The sequence below is a fragment of the Paenibacillus enshidis genome, from assembly GCF_042136365.1.
In the GTDB taxonomy this organism is placed as follows: Bacteria; Bacillota; Bacilli; order Paenibacillales; family Paenibacillaceae; genus Paenibacillus; species Paenibacillus enshidis.
In genome coordinates, this window is sequence record NZ_JBHHMI010000017.1 from 32,053 (window position 1) to 57,358 (window position 25,306).

Sequence of the window (25,306 nt, forward strand, 5' to 3'; positions counted from 1 at the left end):
GTATCGCGGGTATTTTGGATTCAGATTCAGAGGGGCGGCCAAAATGGCTTAATGTCTCGGTTGCTTTTATTTTGGGTCTGCTTGTTAGCTACATTATATACCCGTTTATTAAATAGATACTCTATATTTCCAGTTTTACAAAAGAGAGGGATTATGATGTCATCGATTCCAATACATCCATTCAAAATGATCTTTGGATGGGAGAATGATAACGGCATTGGAGAAAGGCTGATTCAGCAAATTATTAGAGGAGAGAAGACGGCCACCTGTGCTCCCAAGTCGGAATATTCCCCCGAGGAGCTGCGGCAAACCTATGAGCCGGTCGGGCAGCTCATGACGGTATATGATAAGCATGACCAGCCGCGCTGCAATGTAAAACTGATTGAGGTGTTTGAAACGACGTTTGGCAATCCGGATTCGCGGCTTGTGCGCGGAGAAGGGAACGGCGATAACACTGCACAATTTCAGGCGGATCACCGGTTGGCATGGCAAAATCTGACCGAGGCAGGCATGGAGCTGAACGATGATACAATTCTGGTGGTCGAATTATTCGAGCTTGTGCAAGCTTGACAAAAAAATAACGCTCCTCTCCGTTAGGAGAAGGGCGTTATTTGGTATGGGCTTCTTCCTTGGCCGATATGTCGTACACAACTTCACTCAGCTTCACATGTCTGAGTTCCTCTTCCATCGCTCTTTGCGCATTGGAGAACACGGGTACAATCGAGGATTGGATGTTGCGTCCGACAGGACAATCCGGATTCGGCGTTTCATGCACGGAGAAGAGAGCATCTTCCTCCACGACATTGACTGCACGGTACACATCGAGCAGGGTGATGTCGTCAATGCTGTGCAGCAGCTTGGCCCCGGCTACGCCGGCTTTGACTTCAACGAGTCCGGCCTTGTTCAGCATGCCGATGATGCGGCGGATGACCACCGGATTGGTGTTCACGCTGCTTGCTATATATTCGGATGTATTTACACTCGTTTTATTGTACTCCAGCAGGGAGAGGATATGGATAGCTACGGCAAAACGGGTACTGATCATAGCTCACAGCTTCCTTTCGCGTAAAATAGTGCAGTACGGCTATTTTACCATAGTTTCACGTCCAATATAGCACCTATATTTATCCTGGGCGGAAAGCAAAGGCCCTCTTCATGCGCGGAACCTGGGCAGAACGAACCGTGTCCGGGAAGAGGGCGTGCTGCCCCATACAGCAGCTAAATGTTATTTCACTTCTTTTCTCCCACAACGGCGAAGCGCTCATTCACATGATCTGCCTGCTCGGCCTCATCCACGACGGCGATGGCAAAGTCCGCATAGCTGATGTAGCTATCGCCTTGCGCGTTGAAGAACAGATTGTCTTTGCCAGTCTGGTATGCTCCCGTTCTTGCTCCCTGGGCGTCAAAGAAGGCCGCAGGGCTGATGAAGGTCCACTGAATGCCGCTTGCGCTCTGCAGATCCTGCAGATTTTGTCCCTGGTTGGAAGCCGTAGGGAGAAATTGCTTTGGAAAATCAGGCGTATCCATCAAGCGCACGGTTTTGGCTTCATCCACATACAGGCTGCCTGCTCCGCCGACAACGATCAGGCGGGTTTGCGGTGCTCCCTTCAGTGCGCTGATCAGTGCGCGGCCTGCTTCCACATGCAGATGCTCCTGGCCTGGAGGGGCTCCGAAAGCATTGACGACGACGTCAAAAGCTTTAAGATCGTCTGCTGTCAGGCTAAAAACATCCTTTTCAAGGACTGCCGTATCACTTATCTTCGATGCGTCCCTCACGATGGCCGTCACTTCATGTTCTCTGTCTGCGGCCTCCTTAACGATCAAGCTTCCGGCTTTGCCGCTGGCACCGATAACTGCAATTTTCATTTTGTTAACCTCCCGGGATTTGAATGGTTTGATGCATCACTCGTGTAACCTATTCATGTAACTATAATAGTTACAAGAAGTGAATATGTCAACAACATTTCCTGAAGAGACAGATAATTTTTTTGGTGATCATTCACAATAATGATTTTTGTATCAAAAACGTGTGTCAAGCTTATGTTATACTGTTTAGTAGACTAATTTCTCATATTGAGGTGCGCGCATTTGAAAACTATCGTGGTGATAGGTGGCGGAATTACAGGCCTGACGGCTATGTATACTTTGCAAAAAGCCATGAAGGAGCAGAATCTGCAGCTGAAGCTTATCCTAGTGGAAGCGGACGAGACGCTTGGCGGCAAAATCAGGACGGTTCGCCAGGACGGTTTTATTATGGAGACCGGTGCGGATTCCATTGTGGCCCGTAAAAATGACCCTGGATTGATGGAAGAGCTGGGACTGGCCGGGGAGATTGTATACAATGCAACAGGCAGATCCTTTATATATGCGGACGGAAAACTGAAAAAGCTCCCTGCGGACGCGGTGTTCGGCATCCCCGTCAACCTGCAGGCACTGGCTGAAAGCGAGCTGATCTCAGCGGAGGGCAAGGTGGCCGCGCTCCAGGATTATTACACCCCGAACGAAACGTTCACAGAGAAGGACTCCCTGGGGGCGTTTCTGGAGCACTTTCTGGGCGAGGAGCTTGTGCGCAAACAGATTTCGCCAGTCATCTCCGGCGTATATTCAGGCGAGCTGGACAATCTGACAATTGCATCGACCTTTCCCTTCCTGCTGGAATACAAAAATAAATACGGCAGCATCATGAAGGGTCTTGGCGAGAATAGGGAAAGGTTCCTGAGAGGGGATGGTCGCAAATTTATTTCGTTCCATCATGGGGGTTCCGACCTGATCGACAGGCTGGAGGCCCGGTTGAACGATGTGGAAATTTTAAAGGGGACACAGGCCCTCAGTGTAAAAAATACAGGCGGGCGTTATGAAGTGGCCTTAGCGGGTGGACGTACGCTTGAAGCAGACTTTGTTGTCCTGAGCACAGTGCACACCTCGGCGCGTTCACTGCTGCAGGATGAAGCGCTGAACGGTGATTTCGACAGGCTGAGCAGCCGCTCGCTGATCAGTGTGTATCTCGGCTATGATGTTCCGGATGAGCGGCTGCCGGAGGATGGCACTGGCTTTATTGCCGCTCAGGGCAGTGGCCTTATGTGCGATGCCAGCACCTGGACAAGCCGCAAATGGGAGCATACCTCCGCACGGCAGAGGCTCCTGATCCGGATGTTCTACAAGAGCTCCAATCCGCATTTTGACAAGCTGCAGCAGCTGACAGAGGAAGAGCTGATGAACGTGGCCGTTAGTGATGTGGAGAAAAGCATCGGCATCACGGACAGACCCGTGACCAATGAAGTGACGAAATGGCGGGATTCCATCCCGAACTACCATCTCGGGCATCCGGATATTGTCCGGTCGCTGGAGAACATGCTGGCGGCAAGCCATCCCGGCGTTATTCTTGCGGGCTGCTCCTACTACGGGGTCGGCATTCCGGATTGTATTGAGAACGGGAAGCAAACGGGGCAAAAAATTATAGATGCATTAACGAATGCCTGAATGTAGTAAAACAATTTTTTCCCGTCGCAGCACTTTGCCTGTCGGGTTGCACGGAGGAGGCCGTTTGGGCCGAACATCGGTCCAATCAGTTTCTTCTTGCAATCCCAAAACAAATCACTTATTATAGACATTATAGATCTATAATATATTTTTTTGGGAAAGGGGGAGTTCGTTTGCAGTTCTCCAAAAGTACGGATTATGCCCTGCACGCTTTAATTCAATTGGGACTCTCGGAGCGCTGCCATAATGTCGGGATTAAGGAATTATCCTCAGCGCTTGGCGTTTCTGAAAGCTACTTGTCCAAAATCATGTCAAAGCTGAGACAGGATGGACTCGTTCGTGCCGTACCTGGAGTAAACGGTGGTTATGAACTTGCCAGGCCAGCTGAACAGATTACGTTTCTTGATGTGATTCAAGTGATTGAAGGAAGGCAGCGGCTATTCGAATGTTCGATTTCGAGCTCACTGCAGCATCGGCTGTTAGCACAACAGGAGAGTGATGAGCTGCGGGACGAGAGCCGATCGAAAAAAAATGAATGTTTGGTTGAGAGAGTGATGAATGGCGCGGAACAGCAATTGTATCAATACTTGCATGAACATACGATCCAGGCGGTACTGGATGAGACCTTCAAACGTTGCAAGCAGAGAACAAACAAGGAGTGATACACTTCTTGCACTTTAATTATGGATATAATAGATCGTTTATATGCTTATTTGAGAAATGAAAACTCAACGGTTCCTTATCAATAGATAAGCTTGGAGGAGAGATTTTATGATCGATTTAAATAACTTGAAGCGTGGTCCGATTATGATGGCGCTAATCGTCGGTATGTTTGTGGCCGCTTTGAATGAAACGCTAATGGGAAATGCTTTCCCCGAACTCATGAATTCGTTTGATGCGTCTGCGACAACGGTTCAGTGGCTTACCACCGCGTATTTGCTTGTGGTTGGCGTACTTGTCCCGGTGACAGCGGTATTGCAGCAATGGTTTACAACCCGGCAAATGTTTCTGTCGGCAATGAGTCTGTTCTTCGCAGGTACGCTTATTTCGGCCGTATCACCGGCATTCGGCGTGCTGCTGACAGGGCGAATTATTCAAGCAATTGGCACCGGTATGCTGTTGCCTCTGATTATGAACATTATTATGACCATCTATCCACCGGAAAAAAGAGGAGGCGCCATGGGGATGTTAGGACTCGTCGTCATGTTCGCGCCGGCGATTGGCCCGACGCTTTCGGGCTTGATTGTTGATGGGCTTTCGTGGCGCTGGCTGTTCTACCTGGTGTTGCCGTTTGCGCTGCTCTCCATAATTGTAGGGGCCGCTGTCCTGAAGAATGTGTCAGAAGTGACCAAACCGCGAGTAGATATCCTATCCATTGTGTTGTCGACCATCGGCTTTGGCGGAATTGTCTATGGGTTCAGCAGTGCAGGTGAGCAAGGCTGGTCACAGCCGTTGGTAATTTGGACGATTGCCGCAGGGGGCGTTGCCCTGGTTCTGTTCATCTGGCGGCAATTGTTGCTTAAAGAACCTGTTATGGATTTGCGGGCGTTCAGGTATCCCGTATTTGCACTTGTTGCCGTACTGATGTTTGTGCTTTTGATGACGTTCTTCTCATCCGCCATCATGCTTCCTATGTTTATGCAAGGTGTGTTGATGATGACTGCCTTCAAATCAGGCCTGGTTCTGTTGCCTGGGGGAATTCTGAATGGGCTTATGGCACCAATCTCAGGCAAGCTTTTTGATAAATTCGGGCCTCGAGTGCTTGTCATTCCAGGACTTGCTATTGCCGCCGTTTCGTTGTGGTTATTTACCTGGTTTGGAGAAACGACAACGACCGGATTTCTTATCGCGGCACACATTACGCTGATGGTTGGCATCGCGTTAGTGATGATGCCTGTACAGACAGCGGGGCTTAACCAGTTGCCTCGTCATCTGCACCCACACGGGACAGCAATCCTGAATACGCTGCAGCAGGTATCCGGCGCTATCGGTATTGCCCTCTACATTAGTATTATGTCGGGCGGACAGAAGCAGTATTTGAGTAACGTGAGTGATCCGGCGTCTTCCATTGAAATCACCAAGGGTCTGGCAGCAGGTATTAACAACGCTTTTTGGTTCGGCGTGATCATCGCACTCGTTGCGCTTGTGCTCGGTCTCTTCCTACGTAAAGAAAAAGCGCCAGAGCAGGGACAGCAGGAAGCAGAGTGATCCGCCATTGACGCAGAGTATCATACAAACTACAAGAATCGCAAGAACATTTTATTATTGGAGGAATAGACAATGAGAATAGATGTATGGTCAGATTTCGGAAGTCCCTTTTGCGTGATCGGAAAAACAAAACTTGAGCATGCGCTTGATAAATTTGCAAATCGGGATCAAATTGAAGTGGTATACCGCAGCTTCCAACTCGACCCTCATGCGGAGAACAGAACATTAAGTCTCCAGCAGCTTGCTCTTGAAAAGAGCATGACTGTCGAGCAGTTGAAAGCCAAGCAGGCACAGGTGGCGGAAATGATTAAAAACGAAACGGGACTGATCGCTAATTACGATCCCATAGTTATATCCAATTCAAGCTTGCTGGCATTTGTCTTTAATAACGAATATTTGATTTTAGGAGCTCAGTCGGAGGAAGTTTTTTTAAATACTTTAAACGCGATTTGGGAAAAAGAAAGCAAACCCCTAACATCGGAAGTAGAGAATCAATCAGAAGGTGATCATAGCTGTACCGACGGGAGCTGCAGTGTGTAATTGGCCTGAATCACTAAAGGAGAACAATAATGTTCATTAGGTACATCGGAGGATTTATATTCAATAAGTTAATATTCTAGCAAAAAAGAACCGGTATATCCGTGGTATACCGGTTCTTTTTTGCTAGACATTTGAAGCTGTGAAATTAGAGGTTTACATCTTCGAATCTGGCCTCATATTCATACAGCTCTGCTTCAACCTGCTCAAGCAGTTTTTTGCCTGCCGCATTTTTGGCATTGGATTGATAATAAGTAAATTATCAGGTGTCGTTTGCAAACGAAATTATCTATAGACAGGGTTTGTTGGATGGACTGAATTTTCGAAATACCACTTTAAATAACCATGTTCAAGAGCATTTTGTGGGAGAGTTTCAAGAAAGCACCGACATCAGATAACAAAGAATTCACGCTGTATGACTTTCGCTCCCTAGGTTTTCATGTGTATAATTATGGAACAATCAGATAACACACAACCCAGCCTAGCTACCCTAGGCTGGGTCACTCGTGAATACAAGAACGTTATATAATAAATTGATGAGAACACTTGTACGCAGGTGTGATTACAGGTAAAATATAGATACAATTGAATCTTGGGTGGGATGGTGTCCCTTCGAAAGGAGGTGAGACCATGGAAGTGAAAGATGCGATGACTCTGATGCTGTTATTCGGAACATTTATTCTTGCACTTTTAACATATATTAATAACAACAAGAGAAAGTAAAAACCCACCCAATGGTTGACCGCCGAAGGTGGGTTTTTATTCCGATGACTTAAGAAGGGATAAACCATCCAAGCCAATTGTACTGACCAAGTGTTCGCTGCACTTGGTCTTTATTTAAGAATATGATAACACATCAGAAAAGATGAATCAAAGCTAAAATAAATAATTGAAGTGAATAAGGCTTGACGACTTTTCACGCAACAAGAACATAGTTTCTTTTCCGGTTAGATGGTGATTTAAACAGAATCGAGCTTTGGACCCAAAATAAAATGCTTGACAATGAATTCGAATAAAATCTATTATAGACTCGTAAAGTCTTTTATTGAGGGGGATAAATGAGAACATAAAATTCAAAAGCTAAAATGATCTATTCATTAGTAATCAGGGATATAAAGAAGCTTTAAAATCTATTTATTAGTTGAAGAGTGGAGAGATGCATGTGACGACAGTTGAAATAAAACAAAATGCAGTACAAAACTATAAAGTCATACCTATTATGATTTCATTGTTGTTAAGCGGTTTTATCGGAATGTTTAGTGAGACGGCGCTAAATGTTGCATTAAGTGATTTGATGAGCCTATTTCATATTTCCGCCTCGACGGCACAATGGCTCACGACCGGTTATCTGTTGACACTCAGTGTTCTTGTACCGGTATCAGGCTTACTTTTACAGTGGTTCACGACCCGACAGCTATTTATTGCTGCACTCAGCTTTTCTATCTTAGGTACGCTTGTATCGGCGCTTGCACCCGGATTTGAGGTATTATTGATTGGACGTATCATACAAGCCGCAAGTATGGCACTTCTTCTTCCGCTAATATTTAATACCATTCTTCATATTTTTCCAGCAGAAAAAAGAGGGACGATCATCGGTATCCTTGGACTTGTTCTTGTAGTCGCACCTGCCGTTGGGCCATCGGTATCAGGTTTTTTGATTGATACTTTAGGATGGCAGTGGATCTTCTGGCTGTCTATTCCGTTTTTAGCCATTGCACTTTTATTTGGTTCTCTCAATTTGCAAAATGTATCCACTATTACTAAGCCCAAAATTGATATCTTGTCACTTATCGTATCTACATTTGGCTTTGGTGGAATCGTGTTTGCTTTCAGCAAAGTAGGTGAAGGTGATGGTGGTTGGGGAAGCACGGAAGTCATCATTTCTATGTCCATCGGCATACTTGCGTTGATTATTTTTATCATTCGTCAGTTGACGATGAGTCAGCCGATGTTGAATTTACGGGCTTTTAAGCATCCTATGTTTACCATTGGCACATTAATGCTGGTTGTTTGCATGATTATTTTGTTAACCACGATTATTGCATTACCTATGTATCTAATTCAAGGACTTGGTTTCAGCACTTTAAAGGCAGGGCTTGTCTTGTTGCCTGGAGGGATTTTACAAGCAGTGATGTCCCCGGTAATGGGGAAACTATTTGATAAATTTGGTCCCAAATTGATTGTGCCTATGGGGTTGGTTTTGACCTCCACGTCGCTTTGGTTCTTCACTGGTCTTAACACCTCGTCCTCTGTTGCTTTAATCGTTTTATTTCATTCTTTAATTATGATCAGTAATTGTATGGTGTGGACGTCGCAGGCGAATGGGTTAAACCAGCTGCCTCCAGAACTATATCCTGATGGTAGTGCAATTATGAATACATTCCAACAATTGGCAGGGGCTGTAGGCACAGCCGTTGCGGTTAGCATCATGACAGCGGGTGTCAATCGTTTTATGAATGACGTTTCAGACAAAACAGATCCCGTCAATGGCCCTCTATCCATAATTGCAGGCATTCAACATAGCTTTGTATTCCCATTAATTGTTGCTATCTTAGGGTTAATTTTCGCTCTATTTATCAAGAGAGTTCATGTAACAAAGGGCCTGGAGAAATAAGCAAAATCAGCACTAATGATTTCAAGTTCGATTTATGACACTGTTAACGAAGGATGGTTGGTTTATGGAAGAAAAACTGCACCCTGAACTTAAAGAATTGTTTTCAGTTTTGCCGAAAGTCATGTATACGCGAGAGAATTTAGGTGCGAAAAGGAAAGAGATGCACGAGATGTTTGCCGGCCTGGCTGCATCTCTGCCCGTTAATGATGAAGTTCTAACTTCAGAGAGGTATGTTCCGGGAGCAGCAGGGGACCCGGATGTCAGGATCAAAATCTATGAACCAAAAGTGAGGGATGAAATTCTGCCAGGCATCCTGTATATTCACGGTGGCGGTTATATCCTTGGTTCTGCTGATATGATGGACCCTGCCATGCAGCAATTGGTATCGGAACTTAATTGTGTCATCGTGTCCGTGGATTATCGACTGGCTCCGGAGCATCCTTTTCCGGCCCCGCTCGAAGATTGCTATGCTGCACTGCAATGGTTTTCTGAACATGCTGAAGAGTTGGGAGTGAATTCATCCAGAATCGCAGTGGTTGGCGCCAGTGCCGGCGGTGGATTAACGGCTGCTCTTTCTCTTTTGGCAAGAGATCGGAAAGGGCCTTCTATCGCATTGCAAATGCCTCTTTACCCGATGTTGGATGACCGGGGCACAAGCCAATCCAGTAATGAAATCACAGATGAAAGAGTATGGAGCAAAGCCAAAACCCAGCTTGGGTGGGAAATGTATTTAGAAGATAACCGTGAAGTTTCCCCATATGCTGCTCCAGCACGTGCAACTGACTTGTCAGGGCTGCCACCTACATACACATGTGTTGGTGACCTGGATCCATTTCGTGATGAAATCATCGATTATGTATTAAGGCTAACGCAGGCTGGTGTGCCAACAGAATTTCATTTATATCCCGGATGTTTTCACGGCTTTGAGGAGTACGCTCCTGCTGCTGAGATCAGCCAGAGATTTGTAAAAGAATATAAAGAGGCTTTAAAGCGAGCCTTACATCAATGATTAATTACCGAAGTGGTTTTATCACTGTCTACTAAATTTTTCAAAATCCGATTCTAAGCGGAATACACGCTTATTCAAAGCCGCGATTTCAGAATCTTTATCAAGAATATTATCATGAATTCGGTCAAAAAGTGCGGAAATGTCTTTAGGCTGACTATCTTCGATACGTAAAACAGATTGTAAAATGTTATCGATTTGGAGCGACATCTGTTTTTGATTCTGTTCTAAGAGTTTTTGGTTCTGATCTAAGGATTTTTGATTTTGATCTAGGAGTTGTTGATTCTGATTCAACTGTTGAATATCATTTTTTATGGACTTTATTTCTTGTAAAATTTGATTTAATATTTGCTCCAAATCCATCACGCACCTTTCGTAACGATATTATAGCATGAATAAAATTATTACAGTACAAGGGCAGCAAACAATACGAAAAATACTGCAAATCAGTTTAAACCATGATAGTCAGGAGCGTGTAATATGTCCGTATACTTCGAAGTGAAGGAATCATTTACAGTTGTCGGAAAGTTAGGACAGGGCTTTGCATCCGAAAGTCAAAGTTGGATTCCATCCCTTTGGCAGGAGGCAAATCATAACTTTGAAGAGATTCGCTCATTAGCAAAGACTGATGCGGAAGGGAATATCGTGGGGATATGGGGGGCGATGAGTGATTTAACTGAGAGCTTTAAACGTTGGACAGATCAAGGCAAGTATTTAGCCGGGTGTGAAGTGTATGATGACTCAGTAGCCCCAACTGGGTGGACTAAATGGGTAATTCCCTCGTATAAATTTGCAGTAATGAAGTGCAATAAAAACACATATCAGGAAAAGTTCAATTATATGATTAACGAATTCATACCCCATACCAACTATTCAATCGTCGGGGCAGTACATGAATACTATAATCCGTCTGAAACAAATGGAGATTTATATCTGTATTTTCCTATTGAAAAAATAAGTAAGGACAGATTGTAATATGAAGTGCGACACCTATTGGATATAAGGCGAGGGATAGCCGGAGCGGCAGTTGTTGACAATGGCGTCCACCTTCGACTATATTGTAGGTACCTTTTCTCAAAGGAGAGATTTTGATGTCGGTGAGTGTTCTTAACTAATCAAATTCCATACTGAAGGATGGTTGGTGTATTACTGAAAAAAATGCTGCGGGAGCAGTGTTTCTTTGTGATACCTTCGAACAGCCTTGGAATTAGTTAAGAACAGCGGATATCATATGATGCCTTTGGAAAGGTCTGTCATTGTGCCCTTATCCGTGCTGTGTTCAGCGCGGTTTTTTTGTTTTCGGCACCTTTGGCGGAATTGGAATGACGGGAGGACCGTCTATTCAGCCTATCCTTCTTTTAAGGCGGAGAATGAGCTTGCTCATTCTTCGTCTTTTTTTTGTTGCCAATACACTTACAAGGGAGAATCCAAAAATGAACGAACAGGATTTACAGCGTCTGGAATACGGAAGAGTAAAGGAAGAGCTAGAGCGGTACGCCGTGTCCTATCTGGGCAAGCAGCAGGTATCGCGGCTGGCGCCCATGACGAACGGGAAGCTGATCCGCAAAACGCTGGATGAAACGGCGGAAGCCAAAGCGCTTTTGCAGCATGGGGCAAGTGTGCCGGTGCCTTCCATGGAAGGGATGGAGCATATTCTGGGCCTGCTGGGTACAGGGTATGTGTTCAGCGAACAGGAGTTTGCGCAAATTCATCAGTTTCTTACAAGCTGCTCGCAGTTGATCAGGTACATGAAGGCCAAGCGTGATGCGGCCCCGCTCGTCAGTTCTTATGCGGCTTCGATGTATGAGCTGGAGAAGGTGCGGTCGGCCATCGACGGCAGTATCCGCAGCGGACGCATCATCGATGCGGCCAGCAAGGAGCTGTCCAGAATCCGTAAAAAAATAACAGTCATTGAGGAGCGCCGCAAGGGCAGGCTGAACACCCTCATGAGCAAACACCGCAGCATTTTACAGGAGCATGTCCTGAGCACCCGCGGCGGAAGATATGTACTGCCTGTCAAGAAGGAGCACCGCAAGCAGGTCAAAGGCATCGTGCTTGATGAATCGGCCAGCGGGCAGACTGTGTATATTGAGCCCGAGGATATCAGGACCCTGCAATATGACCTTTCCGCCCTGCAGGCGGAAGAAGCGCGGGAGGAGATGAAAGTTCTCAGCGAGCTCACGTTATTGGTGGAAGAGCATGCCCAGTGGATGCACATTAATGCTGAAACGGTAGGCATGTACGATTTCTTGTTCGCAAAGGCCAAATATGCGGCTTCCATGGATGGAGGCAATGTGGAGCTGAACGAGCAAGGAGTGATACAGCTGGTCGAAGCAAGGCATCCGTTCATGGGCAGCTCCATGGTGCCTTTGAACTTCGCCCTCGGCAGGGGATATACCTCGCTGATCGTTACCGGTCCGAACACCGGCGGCAAAACGCTGGCCCTCAAGACAGTCGGATTATTAACGGTCATGGTGCAGTCCGGTCTGCTTGTCCCGGTCCACGAAGGCAGCATGTTCGCAGTGTTCCACCATGTGGCGGTGGATATCGGTGACGGCCAAAGCATTGAGCATGCACTCAGCACCTTTTCCGCGCATATCAGGAACGTGATCGAAATACTGCAGAACGCGGATAACCGGACGCTGGTGTTGATCGACGAAATGGCTTCCGGCACGGACCCGGGCGAAGGTGTCGCCCTTTCCATCGCAATTCTTGAAGAGTTGTACCGGAGGGGGGCGGCTGTTATCGCAACGACCCATTATAACGAAATCAAGAGCTTTGCGGCGGCGGCTTCGGGCTTTGAGAATGCGCGCATGGAGTTTGATCCGCAGACGCTGCAGCCACTGTACCGTCTGCACATCGGAGAAGCGGGCCAGAGCTACGCCTTCCAGATTGCCCTGAAGCTGGGCATTCCGGAGCGGCTCATTCAGCGTTCACGGGAAATCGCGCAGGCAGGAGCCGCACAACCGGTTGATGCAGATCAAGCTGTCCCTAATGCTGTACCTGATATAGAGCTAGAAGAAACGCCAGAAACGGCAGAAGCTGATCATGCTGTCGAGCAGACGGTGAAAAAGGAGACGCCAACCGTGGAGGTCATAACGAACGATGCCGGCGATCCAACAGTGGAAAATGGGCCATCCGAGGAAAACCCTGCGAATGACCAATATGTATTCCAATTGGGAGACAGAGTCACGATTCCTTACCTGAAACAGAGCGGCATTGTATGCGATACGGAGGACAGCAGGGGAAATATCGGCGTTCTGATCCGCAAGCATAAAATGAAAATCCACAAAAAGCGGCTGCGCCTGCATATTGAGGGTAAAGAATTATATCCGGCCGACTATGACCTGGACATCGTGCTTGACTCGAAAGAAAACCGCAAGAAGCGGAAGCTGCTGAAGCGCAAGCATGTACAGGGGCTGATCATTGAAAAGCCGGAGGAGCAGGATTAACGCCAAGCAAACAAAAATCCGAGTGAGCTCCACATAACTTTATATAAAGTAGCTTGATATTAAAATAAAATATTGTTATGATAAAAAGGAAGTGACTATAAAATATTAATTACAGGAGGGAACACCATGAGTAAAGATTTTTTCACTGCGATTAAAGAAAGACGTTCTTACTACGGAATCAGCAAGGAATCCGTCATCTCGGATGCACGTATTCAGGAGATTGTGGAAGAGGCCGTTAAATACACTCCTTCTTCCTTCAACTCCCAAAGCGCCCGCGCTGTCGTGCTGCTTGGTGAACAGCATGACAAACTGTGGAATGTTACAGAAGATATTCTGCGTGAGGTCGTAGGCGATGAGGCGGCATTCGCTTCCACGGCAGAGAAAATGGCTGCTTTCCGCAGCGGCTACGGCACGGTGCTCTTCTTTGAAGATAATGATGTAGTAGCCGGGCTGCAGCAAGGCTTTCCATCCTATGCCGACAATTTCCCGGTATGGTCCAACCAGTCTAACGGCATGTTACAACTGGTAGTCTGGACAGCGCTTGAACAGGAAGGGCTTGGCGCTTCGCTGCAGCACTACAACCCGCTGATCGATGAGAAGGTGAAGCATGAATGGAGCATTCCTGAAAGCTGGAAACTGATTGCCCAAATGCCGTTTGGCAAACCTGTTGCCCAGCCGGGAGACAAGGAATTCAAACCGATTGAAGAACGCGTGAAGGTTGTAAAATAAGCTTTGACACCTAAAGACGCAAAAGAACGCCGGAGATAGGCATCCGGCGTTTTTTTGTGTACTATTAACTTTAGAATACAGTCAATTCATCAAAGGAGGCAGTGTATGTACAAGAAGTTGGAGTCCTACTGCCTGAGAAAAAAGGGAGCGGTCTCGACCTATCCGTTCGGCCCGTCCGCGCAGGTATTCAAGGTAGGGGGCAAAATGTTCGCCCTGCTTGTTGAAGAAAACGGCATGCCGGCCATTTCCCTGAAATGCGATCCTGTCATCGCTGAAAATCTGAGAGAGCAAAATAAAGCCATCCGCCCCGGCTACCATCTGAACAAGCAGCATTGGAACACGGTTACAGTTGACGGGTCCATACCGCAGTCCGAGCTGTATGCCATGATGGACCATTCCTATGAGCTAGTCCTGAAAGGCATGACCAAGGCGGCCCGTTCAGCCATCGAAGACCGGCTCGTCTGATAAATCAGATTTCAACGGATTCTCCAGGAGCAAGCACCTTGCCCTTCAGCCCTTTGGCTTCAAGCTGGGCGACAAAGGCTTCGGCGTCCTGCTTGATGATCGGGAACGAGTTGTAATGAACGGGAATCGTCAGCTTGGCGTTATACCACTGTGCTGCCTGCAGCGCATCCTCAGGCCCCATAGTATAATGGCCTCCGATCGGGATCAGTACCACATCGATGGAATAGCGTTCGCCGAACATTTTCATATCGCTGAAGAGGCTGGTGTCGCCCGCGTGCAGAATCGTTTTGCCTTCCGCCTGAACAATGTATCCGCCGGGCTCGCCGCCGTATATAATTGTCTTTCTTTCCTCATCCACAATGCCGGAGGTGTGAAATGCCTGAATCATTTTGGCAGTGGCGAAGCCGAGGTCATAGGTGCCGCCCATATTCATGCCGACCGTGTTCAAGCCTTTCCAGGACATGTAGGTGGCCAGCTCGACATTGGCGATAACGGGAATGCCGTCATTCGCTTTAGCGATGGGCTCCGCATCCAGGATGTGGTCCATGTGGGCATGGGTCAGCAGAATGGCGTCGGTTTTGATATCTTCTGGTTTGGTGACCGCCAGCTCGTTGCCGCTCAGAAAAGGATCGATCACGAGGGATTTGCCACCCGTCCCGATTTGAATGGAAGAATGTCCGTGATAAATGATTTGCATGGCTGTTCACTCCTTCTACATAATAGAATCCATATTCGGCCAGAGTATCGGGTCATTCCTGTGATGCTTTTCCAGCCTGATAAATGTGTCATATATACATACGATCGTACATATTCATGATATATTCTAGCTATTTCCGAGTCAAGCAGGAGGTCATCCTTTGTTATCGGTTGAAAAACAGATGCTGTTCTTAATGTCCCGTACTGGGAAAATGAATATTCAGGAGCTGCTGCGGATCTATGAAAAACGGGGTTATGCCCCTACGTATATCCGCAGCTCCCTGTCCCGTCTGAAAAAAGAGGGCTATGTCATTTCTCATGCGCGATCCGTATACCAGATTACAGACCTGGGACGGTCCTTCCTGGCCTCTATCAACAGCAAACCGCTGCGGGTCAGAGAGGCATGGGACGGGCGCTGGCATGTTGTGATGGCGGGTGTGCCGGAAGCACAGCGGAGAAAAAGGGATGCCTTGCGCGCTGGCTTGCTCCAGTTTGGCTTCGGCATGCTGTATAACGGGGTGTATATCAACCCATGGAGCAATATCGATGACGTGAACCGCCTGGTCGACAGTCTGGGCTTGTCCGGCTGCGTAACCTTCGTTAGCGGGATGATGGAAATCGGCAGCATTACACCTCAGCTTGCGGAGAAAATATGGCAGCTGGAAAAGGTGGAGGCCCTGTACCGCGACAAGTGGCAGTGGTACCAGACGGAGTTCGAACCGCTCCTGCAGCGGGCAGGAGGGCAGGAGGACTCTCCGCTGGAGCTGTTTCTGCTGTATCTGTCCCTCGGAGAGGCGGTCAGCGATTTGTTCCTGCTGGACCCCATGCTGCCTGAAGAACTGCTTACTCCGGTGTGGGAGGAACATCATGATAAGCTGGAGAAGATGATAGAGGCTTACCGCCAATTGGCCGGACGTATTCCGGGAGATTCGCTGTATGCCCCTTTTGTGGTAGATTAGACAGCGACCTCAAAACCAAAAAGACTTCGACCGGCGGAGCGGTAGTTCAAAATTATAATCCTACAGTAGATACTAACTTGACTTGGTATGATGGTTATGTCTCCAATAATAAATATTATGGGGATGTGATTTTTAGCTACAAAATTGGTGTCCAAGGCGTTGGTGGGGTTCAGTTGGGTAATGTATACTTAGGAGTAGTAGGTGATAAAAATGGAAAGACAGGAGGATATTTTTATACTGAGTAAAATTAAAGGCGTGGTGCGTGAAAATGAAGAATAAAACATTGTGGATTATTTTGGGAGTCTTTGTGGTACTTGCGGCAATTGGTGTCATTAATTTTTATTCCGTTAATTCTGGAATGTAGACAGAAAGAAGCAGGTCGAATTTATATCCGGCCTGCTTCTTTTGTGTACACCCAGCATGGGCGGCTCACCATTTTTTTGAGGGTGGCAAATCTATCCTTTTTTGCTAGAGTAATAGGGAGGGGATTTCCCTTCCAAAACAAACACAGGGAGAATGTCCATGAAACAGATGCACAAATGGGTTTTATGCTCCGCCCTGCTGCTGGGGCTCGGGGGAACCGGCACGCTGGCGGGAAGTGCGGAAGCAGCAGGTGGAGTAAGCATTACACTTGATGGTTATCCGCTTCCTTTTCCGGTGGAGCCGCAGGTTATGAAAGGCACGACTATGGTTCCCTTCCGCGCGATCTCGGAGGCGCTCGGCATTAAAGTGGTATGGAACCAGGCCGCGCAGACGATTACGGCGACAAAGCAGGGAGCGGAAGGAACGCAGCAGGTTGTACTTACCATGGGAAGCACGACAGCTCAGGCAGGGGGGCAAAATGCCCAGCTGCTGGTTGCCCCGCAGATGATCCAGGGCACTACGATGATTCCGCTCAGCTTCTTCAGCCAGCAGTTCGGTGCTGATGTATCCTGGAACCAGGGGGCAAAAACCGTGTCGATTACGTCGCCCAAGGAGGACATGTACACCGCCGGCTTCTATGCGCTGTCTTCCTATAGCGAGATCAATCGGGTGCCTGAATTTGATTCCGTGGCCTTTGGCTGGAGCCGTATCGGAACAGATGGTGTTTTCACGACAGGGGCAAAGGAATACGGTTGGCCGCAGTCAGCCGGGGATGTTACGCCTGAATCGATTATTCAGAGCACCTCTGCTCAGGGAACTGCACCTTATTTGATGGTATATTCGGTCGACGGCAATCTGGAGCTGACGAAAAACCTGGAGGACCAGCAGCTGCAGGAGCAGACCCTGACGCAAATCGTGAATACGGCCACGGAAAACGGCTTTAAGGGGATCGCCCTGGACCTGGAAGGCTTGGGCTGGAGCGGGGATAAAGCGAAGGCGCGAACCGATTACAACGCTTTTGTCAAAAATCTGGCATCCCGCGCCCAGCAGGCCGGCTTGAAGCTGACGGTCGTTCTGCATCCATTAAACAGCGCTTATACAGGTTATGATTACGGCACTTTGGGCAAGCTCGCCGATGAACTCATTATTATGGCTTATGCTTATGGAGACGAGAAGAGCCCGGAGCCTGCTGATAAAGTGGATGAGGCGATACGTCTGGCACTGAAGGAGACCGGGAAAGAGAAGCTGGTGCTCGGCATTTCCGTGGCCAGCGAGAACAAGCAGTCGGTCAATACGAAAATCGGGCTGGCGAAGCGTTATGACCTGAAAGGCATTGCTGTCTGGAGGCTGGGGCTGATCGGTCAGGACGTCTGGGATGAAATGAACAAGTTGATTGAGTTCAAATAACTGAGATATTGACATAGAAAACTGACATCAATTGAGAATATTGGTGTCAGTTTTTTATTTTATGGAGTGTATCCGCTGCTCTGAGCCTAAATATATATGATTGGAAGTGGATGTTATGAAACCGTTTGATCCATTGTCTTACCCTTATCCGTCGCAGAGGAATGCCGTTTATGCACGCAACGGGATGGTTGCTACTTCCCAGCCTCTCGCCGCACAGGCGGGTCTGGAAGTTCTGAAAAAGGGCGGAAATGCTATAGACGCAGCCATCGCAACCGCTGCATGCCTTACGGTCGTAGAACCGACCTCGAACGGGATCGGCGGAGACGCCTTCGCCATCGTATGGACGAAGGACGACAAAATGCATGGCTTGAACGCAAGCGGTCCTGCGCCTCAAGGCATTTCCATCGAGGCTGTGAAGGGGGCGGGTCATGAGAAAATGCCTGCATACGGCTGGCTGCCGGTTACGGTTCCGGGTGCTCCCTCAGCTTGGAAGGCCTTGTCCGACCGGTTCGGCAGGCTGCCGTTCACGGAGGTTCTGCAGCCTGCCATTGATTATGCCGAGCAAGGATTCCCGATTTCGCCGATACTGGGCCATAATTGGCGTGCCGGATGCCGCCGCTTCTCTGAAGAACTGAAAGGGCCGGAGTTTGCGGGCTGGTTTGATACGTTTGCCCCGGCAGGCAGAGCCCCGCGCATCGGGGAGATCTGGAAATCGCAGGGGCACGCCGCCACACTGCGCAGCATTGCGGAGACCGGTGCCGAATCGTTCTACCGGGGAGAGCTGGCGGAGCGGATCGATGCCTTCTCCAGAGAGCACGGCGGGCTCCTGCGCAAGGAGGATCTTGCGGCTTATGCTCCCGAATGGGTTGATCCGATTTCGGTAAACTACAAGGGTTATGATGTGTGGGAGATTCCGCCGAATGGACAAGGATTGGTGGCGCTGCTGGCCCTGAACATTCTGAACGGTTATGATTTCTTCGCCCGCGATGCAGTAGATACGCACCACAAGCAGATGGAAGCGATGAAGCTGGCCTTCACTGACGGGCTTAAATACATTACACAGCATGACAAGATGAGCGTGAGTGTGGAGGAGTTGCTTTCATCCGCTTATGCCGAGACACGCCGGGCACTGATCGGCGATGAAGCGCAGATGCCGGAGCCTGGCGAGCCTGCCCGCAGTGGAACAGTTTATTTGGCAGCAGCAGACGGGGAAGGCAATATGATTTCCTATATACAAAGCAACTATATGGGCTTTGGGTCGGGCATCGTCATTCCCGGAACGGGAATCGGCCTGCAGAACCGGGGCCACTCCTTCTCGCTTGATCCGTCCCATGCTAACCGTCTGGAGCCGGGCAAAAAAACGTATCATACGATTATTCCCGGCTTTCTTACGAAGGATGGCAAAGCCCTCGGCCCGTTTGGTGTCATGGGCGGTTTTATGCAGCCGCAGGGCCATATGCAGGTGGTCATGAATCTGGTGGATTTTCAGTTGAATCCGCAGGCTGCGCTGGATGCGCCGCGCTGGCAGTGGATTGAGGGCAAGACGATTGAGATCGAGCCGTCTTTCCCGGAGCATCTGGCCCAAAGCCTGATGCGCAAGGGTCATCAGATCAGGCGTGCGAGCGGCCCCGGCGGCTTTGGACGCGGGCAGATCATTTTGCGTGATCAGGCCAGCGGTGTGCTGGTCGGTGGGACAGAGTGGCGTACAGACGGAATGATAGCCGCATGGTAGAACATTGAAATACAGAACCGCAGGCGCGCCCCGTAACGTTTCCGAAAAAGGAGCTAACCCTCAGTTTTTAGCTGAGGATAGCTCTTTTGGCGTTTCGTAAAACAGAACGAAAAAACGCCAGAATACACAGTCGGGCATCCTTGTTGCGTTATGAGGTGAAAAGAGGATATGATGGTATAGGTAATTTAATTTTGTAAAATCATTTTGAATCCAAAGGAGATACGGAGGGTTTGAACGATGTCTGAACATAGATCGTCCAAGGGAAATTCACTGCATAATGTCAAAATATCCGTACTGGATCTGGCCCCTATCACAGTCGATGGAACAGCGGCGGACGCGCTGCGCAACAGCCTGGATCTGGCTCAGCATACTGAACGGTGGGGTTACCACCGCTATTGGGTCGCTGAACACCACAACATGCCCGGAATTGCCAGCTCGGCTACGTCAGTTGTGATCGGTCATATTGCAGGCGGTACATCCACGATCCGGGTCGGCTCCGGGGGGATTATGTTGCCCAACCATGCGCCGCTGGTCATCGCCGAGCAGTTCGGCACACTGGAGTCGCTCTATCCGGGGCGCATCGATCTGGGGCTGGGCAGAGCGCCGGGGAGTGACAGAAGAACGACGCTGGCCTTGCGCAGGGAACTGAACAGCGGGGAAGATTTTCCTGAGCTGCTGGATGAACTGATAGCTTATTTTGACCCGTCGGCTACGTCTTATCATGCGCCGGTCCGGGCGGTTCCCGGTGAAGGGCTGCATATTCCGATCTGGCTGCTCGGGTCCAGCGATTTCAGTGCGCAGCTTGCCGGCCGGAAGGGGCTGCCGTTTGCCTTTGCAGGTCATTTCTCGCCTGACTATACCCAGCGTGCGCTGCAGGCGTACCGAAGCAGCTTCCGGCCGTCTGATGTGCTTCAGGAACCCTATGTCATGGTAGGTATCAATGCGGTAGCCGCGGATACGGATGAGCAGGCCGAATGGCTGGGTACGACCATGGAGCAGCAGTTTCTGAACATCATTCGCGGTAAAACCGGAATGGTGCAGCCGCCTGCCGACATGGAGGGAAAATGGACCGAGTATGAAAGAGCCGCCGTGGAGAAGCAGCTGAAATCCACCATGAAGGGCGGTCCGCAGAAGGTGCGCGAGCAGTTGGAGGCTTTTATAGCGGAAACCGGTGCGGACGAACTTATTATTAATTCGATGATTTACGACCATAAGGACCGTTTGAGATCATATGAACTGATCAGCGAGGTGATGAAGGAGCTCCGCTAAGAGACATGCAATCTGGTCTTTCGTTCAAAAAATAGGCGGCAAGCAGGGCTATTTGCCTCATACGTTTGTCTATCTAAACGCATATGATGCCTATGTAAACGGAAGAAGGGAGGAATTGGCATGTCGGCTGCATATGGAGGTTTGGGATGTGGCGGCTTTACTTCCACTGGTGCAATCCTGGTTCTTTTCATTTTGCTCGTAATCATTACCAGAGCCTTCTGGATCTAATTAGGAAAACAGCTTTAGAAGGGAGGTCAAGCAAATGAGCGCATGCAAAGGCGGAGGTTACGGTGTAGGTTACGGCGGTGCCTGGACTTCTACAGGTGTGATTCTGGTTCTCTTCATCCTGCTGGTTATCATCTCCCGCACGTTCTTTATCTAAAACCTTATGATTGATTTTCATACATTGCCATAGTTAGGATGTAAATGATAAGCTCTGACGCTGCTGACGTCGGGGCTTTTTCACATTGCCGGTATTTTCCCCGGCATTAACGATACACTTATTACAGCAGCCGCTATGCAGTCTGCACCAGTTGAACGGGTTGCCTACAGCTTCCTGCGCTTCATGGGGAAGCCCTTTTCGCCATGGCTGGCTACAAAACTGTCCGAGTGGTACACTGCAGGGGCACCGTTTTATTTCGGAGATGGTTCTGGTCGGTGTTGCGGTATTGCTGATCCGGGACTCCGGATATGGAGGAGGGGAGGATATTTAATGAAGCAGCATTTATATATTAACGGCCGGCGGGTAGAAACGAAGGAGTACAGGACGCTGCGCTCGCCGTACAGCGGAGAGGTCATCGCCGAGGTTGCGGAGGCTTCCACCGCGGATGTTGATGCGGCTGTTCAGGCCGCGCTGGAAGCGAGACCGGCCATGCGCGCGCTGCCGTCTCACCGCCGTGCTGCCATTCTGGAAAAGCTGGCAGTGCTGCTGGAGGAGCGCAAGGACGAGGCTGCACGTCTGATTGCGCTGGAAGCGGCCAAGCCAATCAAGACGGCCTTGGCCGAGATTGACCGGACGGTGCAAACCTACAAGTTCGCAGCAGAGGAAGCGAAGCGAATCCACGGCGAGACGGTTCCAATGGACGCCGCCCCTGGAGGGGAAGGACGCCTTGCTTATACAGTGAAGGAGCCCGTCGGCGTGGTGGGAGCCATTACTCCGTTTAATTTCCCGATGAATCTGGTTGCCCATAAGGTCGGTCCGGCCATCGCTGCAGGCAACACGGTCGTGCTCAAGCCAGCGGAGCAGACACCACTGTCTGCTTACTTGCTGGCGGAACTGCTTGAGGAAGCCGGGCTTCCTGCCGGAGCACTGAACGTTGTAAGCGGAGACGGAAGAGTAGCCGGGGATCGGCTGGTTACGGACCCTCGTGTCAACTTTATTACCTTTACAGGCAGTCCTGCCGTAGGGACGGAGATCCGTTCCAAAGCGGGGCTGAAGCGTGTAACGCTTGAGCTGGGCTCCAATTCAGCGGTCATTATCGACAGCGGTACGGACATCGATGCCATTGTGCCCCGTTGTGTAAGCGGAGCCTTCTCCAATCAGGGGCAGGTATGCATTTCCCTGCAGCGAATTTACGTGCTGGAAGACTGTTATGATGAATTCACGGACAAATTCATTAAAGCTGCGCAGAAGCTGCACATCGGCGACCCGCTTGATCCGGATACCGATGTATCTGCCCTCATATCCGCCAAGGATGTGCAACGGGTACAGGAATGGATCGGGGAGGCTGCCAGCATGGGAGCGGTAGTGGCGCTCGGCGGGGAAGCCGATGGACCGGTGCTTAAGCCTACGGTGCTGCTGCAGGTGGACCCGCAGGCCAGCGTCTCCTGCCGGGAGGTGTTTGCACCGCTTGTTGTGATTGAGCGTGTAGCTTCCGTTGACGAAGCTGTGGGCAGAGTCAATGCTTCCATTTATGGTCTGCAGGCTGGAATTTATACAAGGGATATTGCTAATGCCCTTAACGCAGCGGACAGACTGCATGTCGGTGGAGTGATGATCAATGATATTCCGACCTTCCGCGTTGACCATATGCCGTACGGCGGTGTCAAGCAAAGCGGCATCGGACGCGAGGGTGTCAAGTATGCGGTAGAGGAAATGCTGGAAGTGAAGCTGATCGTGATCAACCGCCAGTAAAATTGCGGCATGAAACAGAGTAGCCCAGTGCGTTAGTGGCTGTCCAATAGCATTGCGATGCTTTTGGGCAGCCACTTCGTTTTAATCCGCCAATCGCGGACCGTCTTCTTAGAAAATATTCCGTTTACGTTTAAAGGTTTATTTCGGCGGATTTTGCAGCTGAGATAGAAGGATATCCGCAAACTGCTCCAGAAACGCCTGATCCACGCTGTCGAATCTGCCTTTAAGCGGGCTGTCGATATCCATCACGCCGATCAGCTCACCGTCCTTGACGAGTGGAACGACGATTTCGCTGTTGGAGGCCGCGTCACAGGCGATATGACCTGGAAACTTGTGAACATCCTCCACAACAATGGTCCGGCGCTCCGCTGCCGCTGTACCGCATACGCCGCGTCCCAGCGGTATCCGGATGCAAGCGGGAAGGCCCTGGAAAGGCCCGAGCACCAGCTCCTTGCCGTCAAACAGATAAAAGCCTGTCCAGTTGACATCCTGCAGAAAGTGCGAGAGCAGCGAGGATGCATTAGCCAGGTTGGCTATATTGTTGGTTTCGTCATGGATCAGTCCTTTGAGCTGACTCAATACTGAGGCGTACTGTTCAGCGCGTGTCCCTTCGTAGGGCATTGCTTGAAACATGATTATCTCACTCCTGTCTTCTCATGGCTGGACATTCATAATTGCTGAAGGCGCTGTTGCTCAAACCCTTGGAAGGCTGCAAATTACCGGAGAAATGCATGAGCTGTCTACCAGCGGTTAATTAGTTTAAGATATAATGTTTTGCCCTTTGGCGTCAAGAGAAAGAAACTGAAAATTCCCAGGGGGGCGGTTGTATTTGCATATGTCCTGTGCTTCAATGTTAGAAAGCAACCGGCATGCACCGGAAATGGGGGGAAGAATGAAGATGTATGAGTGCAAGGGGAGCATCCCCGTATTGGAAGGCAGACGAATCCGGTTGCGCAAAATGGAGGTGAGGGAAGCGCGCCGGGTGTTCACGTTTTGGTCGGACAGTGAGGTAACCCGTTATATGAACATGGAGTCCATGTTCTCGCCGGAGGATGCGGAGGATATGATTGAACTGCTCAACCGTCTGTCCCTTTCGGAGGATGCAATCCGCTGGGGCATCGAACTGAAGGAAAACGGCGAACTGATTGGAAGCTGCGGGTTTAATCACTGGCAGCTAAGCGGGGCCTTCAAGGGTGAAATCGGCTATGAGCTGTCCCGTTCCCATTGGAGAAAGGGCTATATGTCCGAAGCTCTGGATTTGCTGCATGCCTTCGGATTTGAGACGATGAAGCTGAACCGGCTGGAAGCCATGGTGGATCCGCGCAATGAACCGTCGCAGCGGCTGCTGGAATCCTTTGGCTGGAGCAGGGAAGGTTTGCTCCGTCAGGTTCAATACACTTCGACAGGCTACAAAGATATGCTCTTGTATTCATTGTTATACGAGGAGTGGAATAAGAAGGAAAATGGTACCTATGCAAATCACCAGTAAATCAAAAGGCATCTCTGCCCTGCATGGAGCAGGTCCGCTTAGCAAGCTCGTCATGCTGCTCTGCGTCAGTCTGCTCGGCATGGTCTGGAACACGGTGCAACTGCAGGCCCTGCTGCTCGGGGCGCTGATTCTGACGGCCAGACTGCTGGCGGGCATTGCTTTCTCAAGGCAGCTCAAGGCGATGTCCTTTCTCGTATGGATGGGCATTCCTTATTTTGCACTGACCCTGCTGGCTGTTCGCAACGGCACGGTGTGGCGGGAGTGGGGACCGCTGGTCATCACGAATGAAGGCTGGAATACAGCGGGGGCTTTGACTCTGCGCATGTTTGTGCTGTTTCTCGCCTCATTCATATATATCGCTACCACGGCTCCGCGCGATTTCGTGCAGGCTGTTCATCAGAAGCTGAAGATCCCGTACAGATTCGCTTTTGGTCTCTCCATCGCATTGACCTTCCTGCCCCTGCTGGAGGAGGAAGGGAAAGTGATCGCGGCGGCACGGCGTGTGCGTGGAAGCAGGCCTTCCCGCGGTTTGGCAGGACAAGCCCGCTGGTGGGGAGGATTCGTCGTGGCCGTGCTGGTCAACGCGGTTCGGCGTGTGCAGCAGACGGCTTCCGCTATGGAAGGCCGGGGGTTTGGGGCATATCCTGACAGGACTTATTTGCGTCCGGTTGAGGCTTCTCCTGCAGGACCGTGGTGGGCTGCTCTATTAGCGGGCACTGTGCTGCTGCTCATATGGACGATTTGAGCTTCATCACGGTCGATTCCA

27 protein-coding genes are annotated in these 25,306 nt (G+C 49.6%); 22 read left to right on the forward strand and 5 right to left on the reverse strand.

The window, feature by feature from the left end; translation table 11 throughout:
* The first annotated feature begins 165 nt into the window (after positions 1 to 165).
* Positions 166 to 570, forward strand: coding sequence for an ASCH domain-containing protein (locus ACE41H_RS17445; protein WP_375356847.1), 405 nt, complete (start codon positions 166 to 168; stop codon positions 568 to 570).
* Between the two features lie 37 nt (positions 571 to 607).
* Here ACE41H_RS17445 and ACE41H_RS17450 read toward each other — a convergent pair whose 3' ends face one another.
* A complete protein-coding gene (locus ACE41H_RS17450; protein ID WP_375356779.1) occupies positions 608 to 1,045 on the reverse strand; it encodes an Rrf2 family transcriptional regulator in 438 nt (145 codons plus the stop codon).
* Positions 1,046 to 1,230: 185 nt separating this feature from the next.
* A complete protein-coding gene (locus ACE41H_RS17455) occupies positions 1,231 to 1,866 on the reverse strand; it encodes an NAD(P)-dependent oxidoreductase (protein ID WP_375356780.1) in 636 nt (211 codons plus the stop codon).
* 222 nt (positions 1,867 to 2,088) lie between these two features.
* On the opposite strand from ACE41H_RS17455, the gene hemG reads away from it, so the two are divergent.
* The 7 genes from hemG to ACE41H_RS17490 all read left to right on the forward strand — a co-directional run bounded on the left by hemG (position 2,089) and on the right by ACE41H_RS17490 (position 9,848).
* Entirely contained in the window at positions 2,089 to 3,480 is a 1,392-nt protein-coding gene (gene hemG / locus ACE41H_RS17460; protein WP_375356782.1) for a protoporphyrinogen oxidase, read from the forward strand.
* Between the two features lie 173 nt (positions 3,481 to 3,653).
* Positions 3,654 to 4,142 carry an RrF2 family transcriptional regulator gene (locus ACE41H_RS17465; RefSeq protein WP_375356783.1) on the forward strand — a complete coding sequence of 163 codons (489 nt, stop codon included), beginning with the start codon at positions 3,654 to 3,656 and terminating at the stop codon, positions 4,140 to 4,142.
* A gap of 109 nt (positions 4,143 to 4,251) precedes the next feature.
* Positions 4,252 to 5,688, forward strand: a complete 1,437-nt coding sequence (locus ACE41H_RS17470; RefSeq protein ID WP_375356785.1) for an MDR family MFS transporter — start codon at positions 4,252 to 4,254, stop codon at positions 5,686 to 5,688.
* Between the two features lie 72 nt (positions 5,689 to 5,760).
* Entirely contained in the window at positions 5,761 to 6,228 is a 468-nt protein-coding gene (locus tag ACE41H_RS17475; RefSeq protein WP_375356787.1) for a DsbA family oxidoreductase, read from the forward strand.
* Between the two features lie 627 nt (positions 6,229 to 6,855).
* Positions 6,856 to 6,948, forward strand: coding sequence for a competence inhibitor ComI (gene comI, locus ACE41H_RS17480; protein ID WP_007431380.1), 93 nt, complete (start codon positions 6,856 to 6,858; stop codon positions 6,946 to 6,948).
* A gap of 433 nt (positions 6,949 to 7,381) precedes the next feature.
* Positions 7,382 to 8,839, forward strand: a complete 1,458-nt coding sequence (locus ACE41H_RS17485) for a DHA2 family efflux MFS transporter permease subunit (protein ID WP_375356788.1) — start codon at positions 7,382 to 7,384, stop codon at positions 8,837 to 8,839.
* Between the two features lie 64 nt (positions 8,840 to 8,903).
* Entirely contained in the window at positions 8,904 to 9,848 is a 945-nt protein-coding gene (locus ACE41H_RS17490) for an alpha/beta hydrolase (RefSeq protein ID WP_375356790.1), read from the forward strand.
* A gap of 21 nt (positions 9,849 to 9,869) precedes the next feature.
* On the opposite strand, the gene ACE41H_RS17495 is transcribed toward ACE41H_RS17490, so the two are convergent.
* Positions 9,870 to 10,208, reverse strand: a complete 339-nt coding sequence (locus tag ACE41H_RS17495; protein ID WP_375356791.1) for a hypothetical protein — start codon at positions 10,206 to 10,208, stop codon at positions 9,870 to 9,872.
* Between the two features lie 117 nt (positions 10,209 to 10,325).
* On the opposite strand from ACE41H_RS17495, the gene ACE41H_RS17500 reads away from it, so the two are divergent.
* The 4 genes from ACE41H_RS17500 (at position 10,326) to ACE41H_RS17515 (ending at position 14,491) form a co-directional block, all read left to right on the forward strand.
* The gene (locus ACE41H_RS17500) at positions 10,326 to 10,820 is read left to right on the forward strand and encodes a GyrI-like domain-containing protein (protein ID WP_375356793.1); all 495 of its coding nucleotides are present in this window, start codon (positions 10,326 to 10,328) and stop codon (positions 10,818 to 10,820) included.
* A 458-nt stretch (positions 10,821 to 11,278) separates the two neighbouring features.
* Positions 11,279 to 13,297 (forward strand): endonuclease MutS2, encoded by a 2,019-nt coding sequence (locus tag ACE41H_RS17505; RefSeq protein WP_375356794.1) that lies wholly within the window; start codon positions 11,279 to 11,281, stop codon positions 13,295 to 13,297.
* 126 nt (positions 13,298 to 13,423) lie between these two features.
* Entirely contained in the window at positions 13,424 to 14,026 is a 603-nt protein-coding gene (locus ACE41H_RS17510; RefSeq protein ID WP_375356795.1) for a nitroreductase family protein, read from the forward strand.
* Between the two features lie 105 nt (positions 14,027 to 14,131).
* The gene (locus ACE41H_RS17515) at positions 14,132 to 14,491 is read left to right on the forward strand and encodes an MmcQ/YjbR family DNA-binding protein (RefSeq protein ID WP_375356796.1); all 360 of its coding nucleotides are present in this window, start codon (positions 14,132 to 14,134) and stop codon (positions 14,489 to 14,491) included.
* A 4-nt stretch (positions 14,492 to 14,495) separates the two neighbouring features.
* Here ACE41H_RS17515 and ACE41H_RS17520 read toward each other — a convergent pair whose 3' ends face one another.
* Positions 14,496 to 15,188 carry a metal-dependent hydrolase gene (locus tag ACE41H_RS17520; protein WP_375356797.1) on the reverse strand — a complete coding sequence of 231 codons (693 nt, stop codon included), beginning with the start codon at positions 15,186 to 15,188 and terminating at the stop codon, positions 14,496 to 14,498.
* A 160-nt stretch (positions 15,189 to 15,348) separates the two neighbouring features.
* Here ACE41H_RS17520 and ACE41H_RS17525 point away from each other — a divergent pair, with 160 nt between their 5' ends.
* The 8 genes from ACE41H_RS17525 to ACE41H_RS17560 all read left to right on the forward strand — a co-directional run bounded on the left by ACE41H_RS17525 (position 15,349) and on the right by ACE41H_RS17560 (position 23,051).
* Complete coding sequence (locus tag ACE41H_RS17525) at positions 15,349 to 16,146, forward strand: PaaX family transcriptional regulator C-terminal domain-containing protein (protein ID WP_375356798.1); 798 nt, start codon at positions 15,349 to 15,351, stop codon at positions 16,144 to 16,146.
* Between the two features lie 77 nt (positions 16,147 to 16,223).
* A complete protein-coding gene (locus ACE41H_RS17530) occupies positions 16,224 to 16,391 on the forward strand; it encodes a hypothetical protein (protein ID WP_375356799.1) in 168 nt (55 codons plus the stop codon).
* Between the two features lie 277 nt (positions 16,392 to 16,668).
* Entirely contained in the window at positions 16,669 to 17,916 is a 1,248-nt protein-coding gene (locus ACE41H_RS17535; RefSeq protein ID WP_375356800.1) for a stalk domain-containing protein, read from the forward strand.
* A 115-nt stretch (positions 17,917 to 18,031) separates the two neighbouring features.
* Entirely contained in the window at positions 18,032 to 19,648 is a 1,617-nt protein-coding gene (locus tag ACE41H_RS17540; RefSeq protein WP_375356801.1) for a gamma-glutamyltransferase family protein, read from the forward strand.
* A 237-nt stretch (positions 19,649 to 19,885) separates the two neighbouring features.
* A complete protein-coding gene (locus tag ACE41H_RS17545; protein WP_375356802.1) occupies positions 19,886 to 20,917 on the forward strand; it encodes an LLM class flavin-dependent oxidoreductase in 1,032 nt (343 codons plus the stop codon).
* A 262-nt stretch (positions 20,918 to 21,179) separates the two neighbouring features.
* Positions 21,180 to 21,299 (forward strand): YjcZ family sporulation protein, encoded by a 120-nt coding sequence (locus tag ACE41H_RS17550; RefSeq protein ID WP_375356803.1) that lies wholly within the window; start codon positions 21,180 to 21,182, stop codon positions 21,297 to 21,299.
* Between the two features lie 85 nt (positions 21,300 to 21,384).
* Positions 21,385 to 21,630 (forward strand): hypothetical protein, encoded by a 246-nt coding sequence (locus ACE41H_RS17555; protein WP_375356804.1) that lies wholly within the window; start codon positions 21,385 to 21,387, stop codon positions 21,628 to 21,630.
* On the forward strand, positions 21,630 to 23,051 hold the full coding sequence (locus ACE41H_RS17560; protein WP_375356805.1) for an aldehyde dehydrogenase family protein: 1,422 nt from the start codon (positions 21,630 to 21,632) through the stop codon (positions 23,049 to 23,051). Before ACE41H_RS17555 ends, ACE41H_RS17560 begins: the two co-directional genes overlap by 1 nt.
* Positions 23,052 to 23,189: 138 nt before the next feature.
* Here the strand turns inward: ACE41H_RS17560 and msrC are convergent, their stop codons facing one another.
* Entirely contained in the window at positions 23,190 to 23,684 is a 495-nt protein-coding gene (msrC, locus tag ACE41H_RS17565; RefSeq protein ID WP_375356806.1) for a free L-methionine (R)-S-oxide reductase MsrC, read from the reverse strand.
* Between the two features lie 259 nt (positions 23,685 to 23,943).
* Between msrC and ACE41H_RS17570 the strand changes: the two genes are divergently transcribed.
* Positions 23,944 to 24,540, forward strand: coding sequence for a GNAT family N-acetyltransferase (locus tag ACE41H_RS17570; RefSeq protein ID WP_375356807.1), 597 nt, complete (start codon positions 23,944 to 23,946; stop codon positions 24,538 to 24,540).
* Complete coding sequence (locus tag ACE41H_RS17575; RefSeq protein ID WP_375356808.1) at positions 24,524 to 25,285, forward strand: energy-coupling factor transporter transmembrane component T family protein; 762 nt, start codon at positions 24,524 to 24,526, stop codon at positions 25,283 to 25,285. Before ACE41H_RS17570 ends, ACE41H_RS17575 begins: the two co-directional genes overlap by 17 nt.
* Positions 25,286 to 25,306 lie beyond the last annotated feature (21 nt).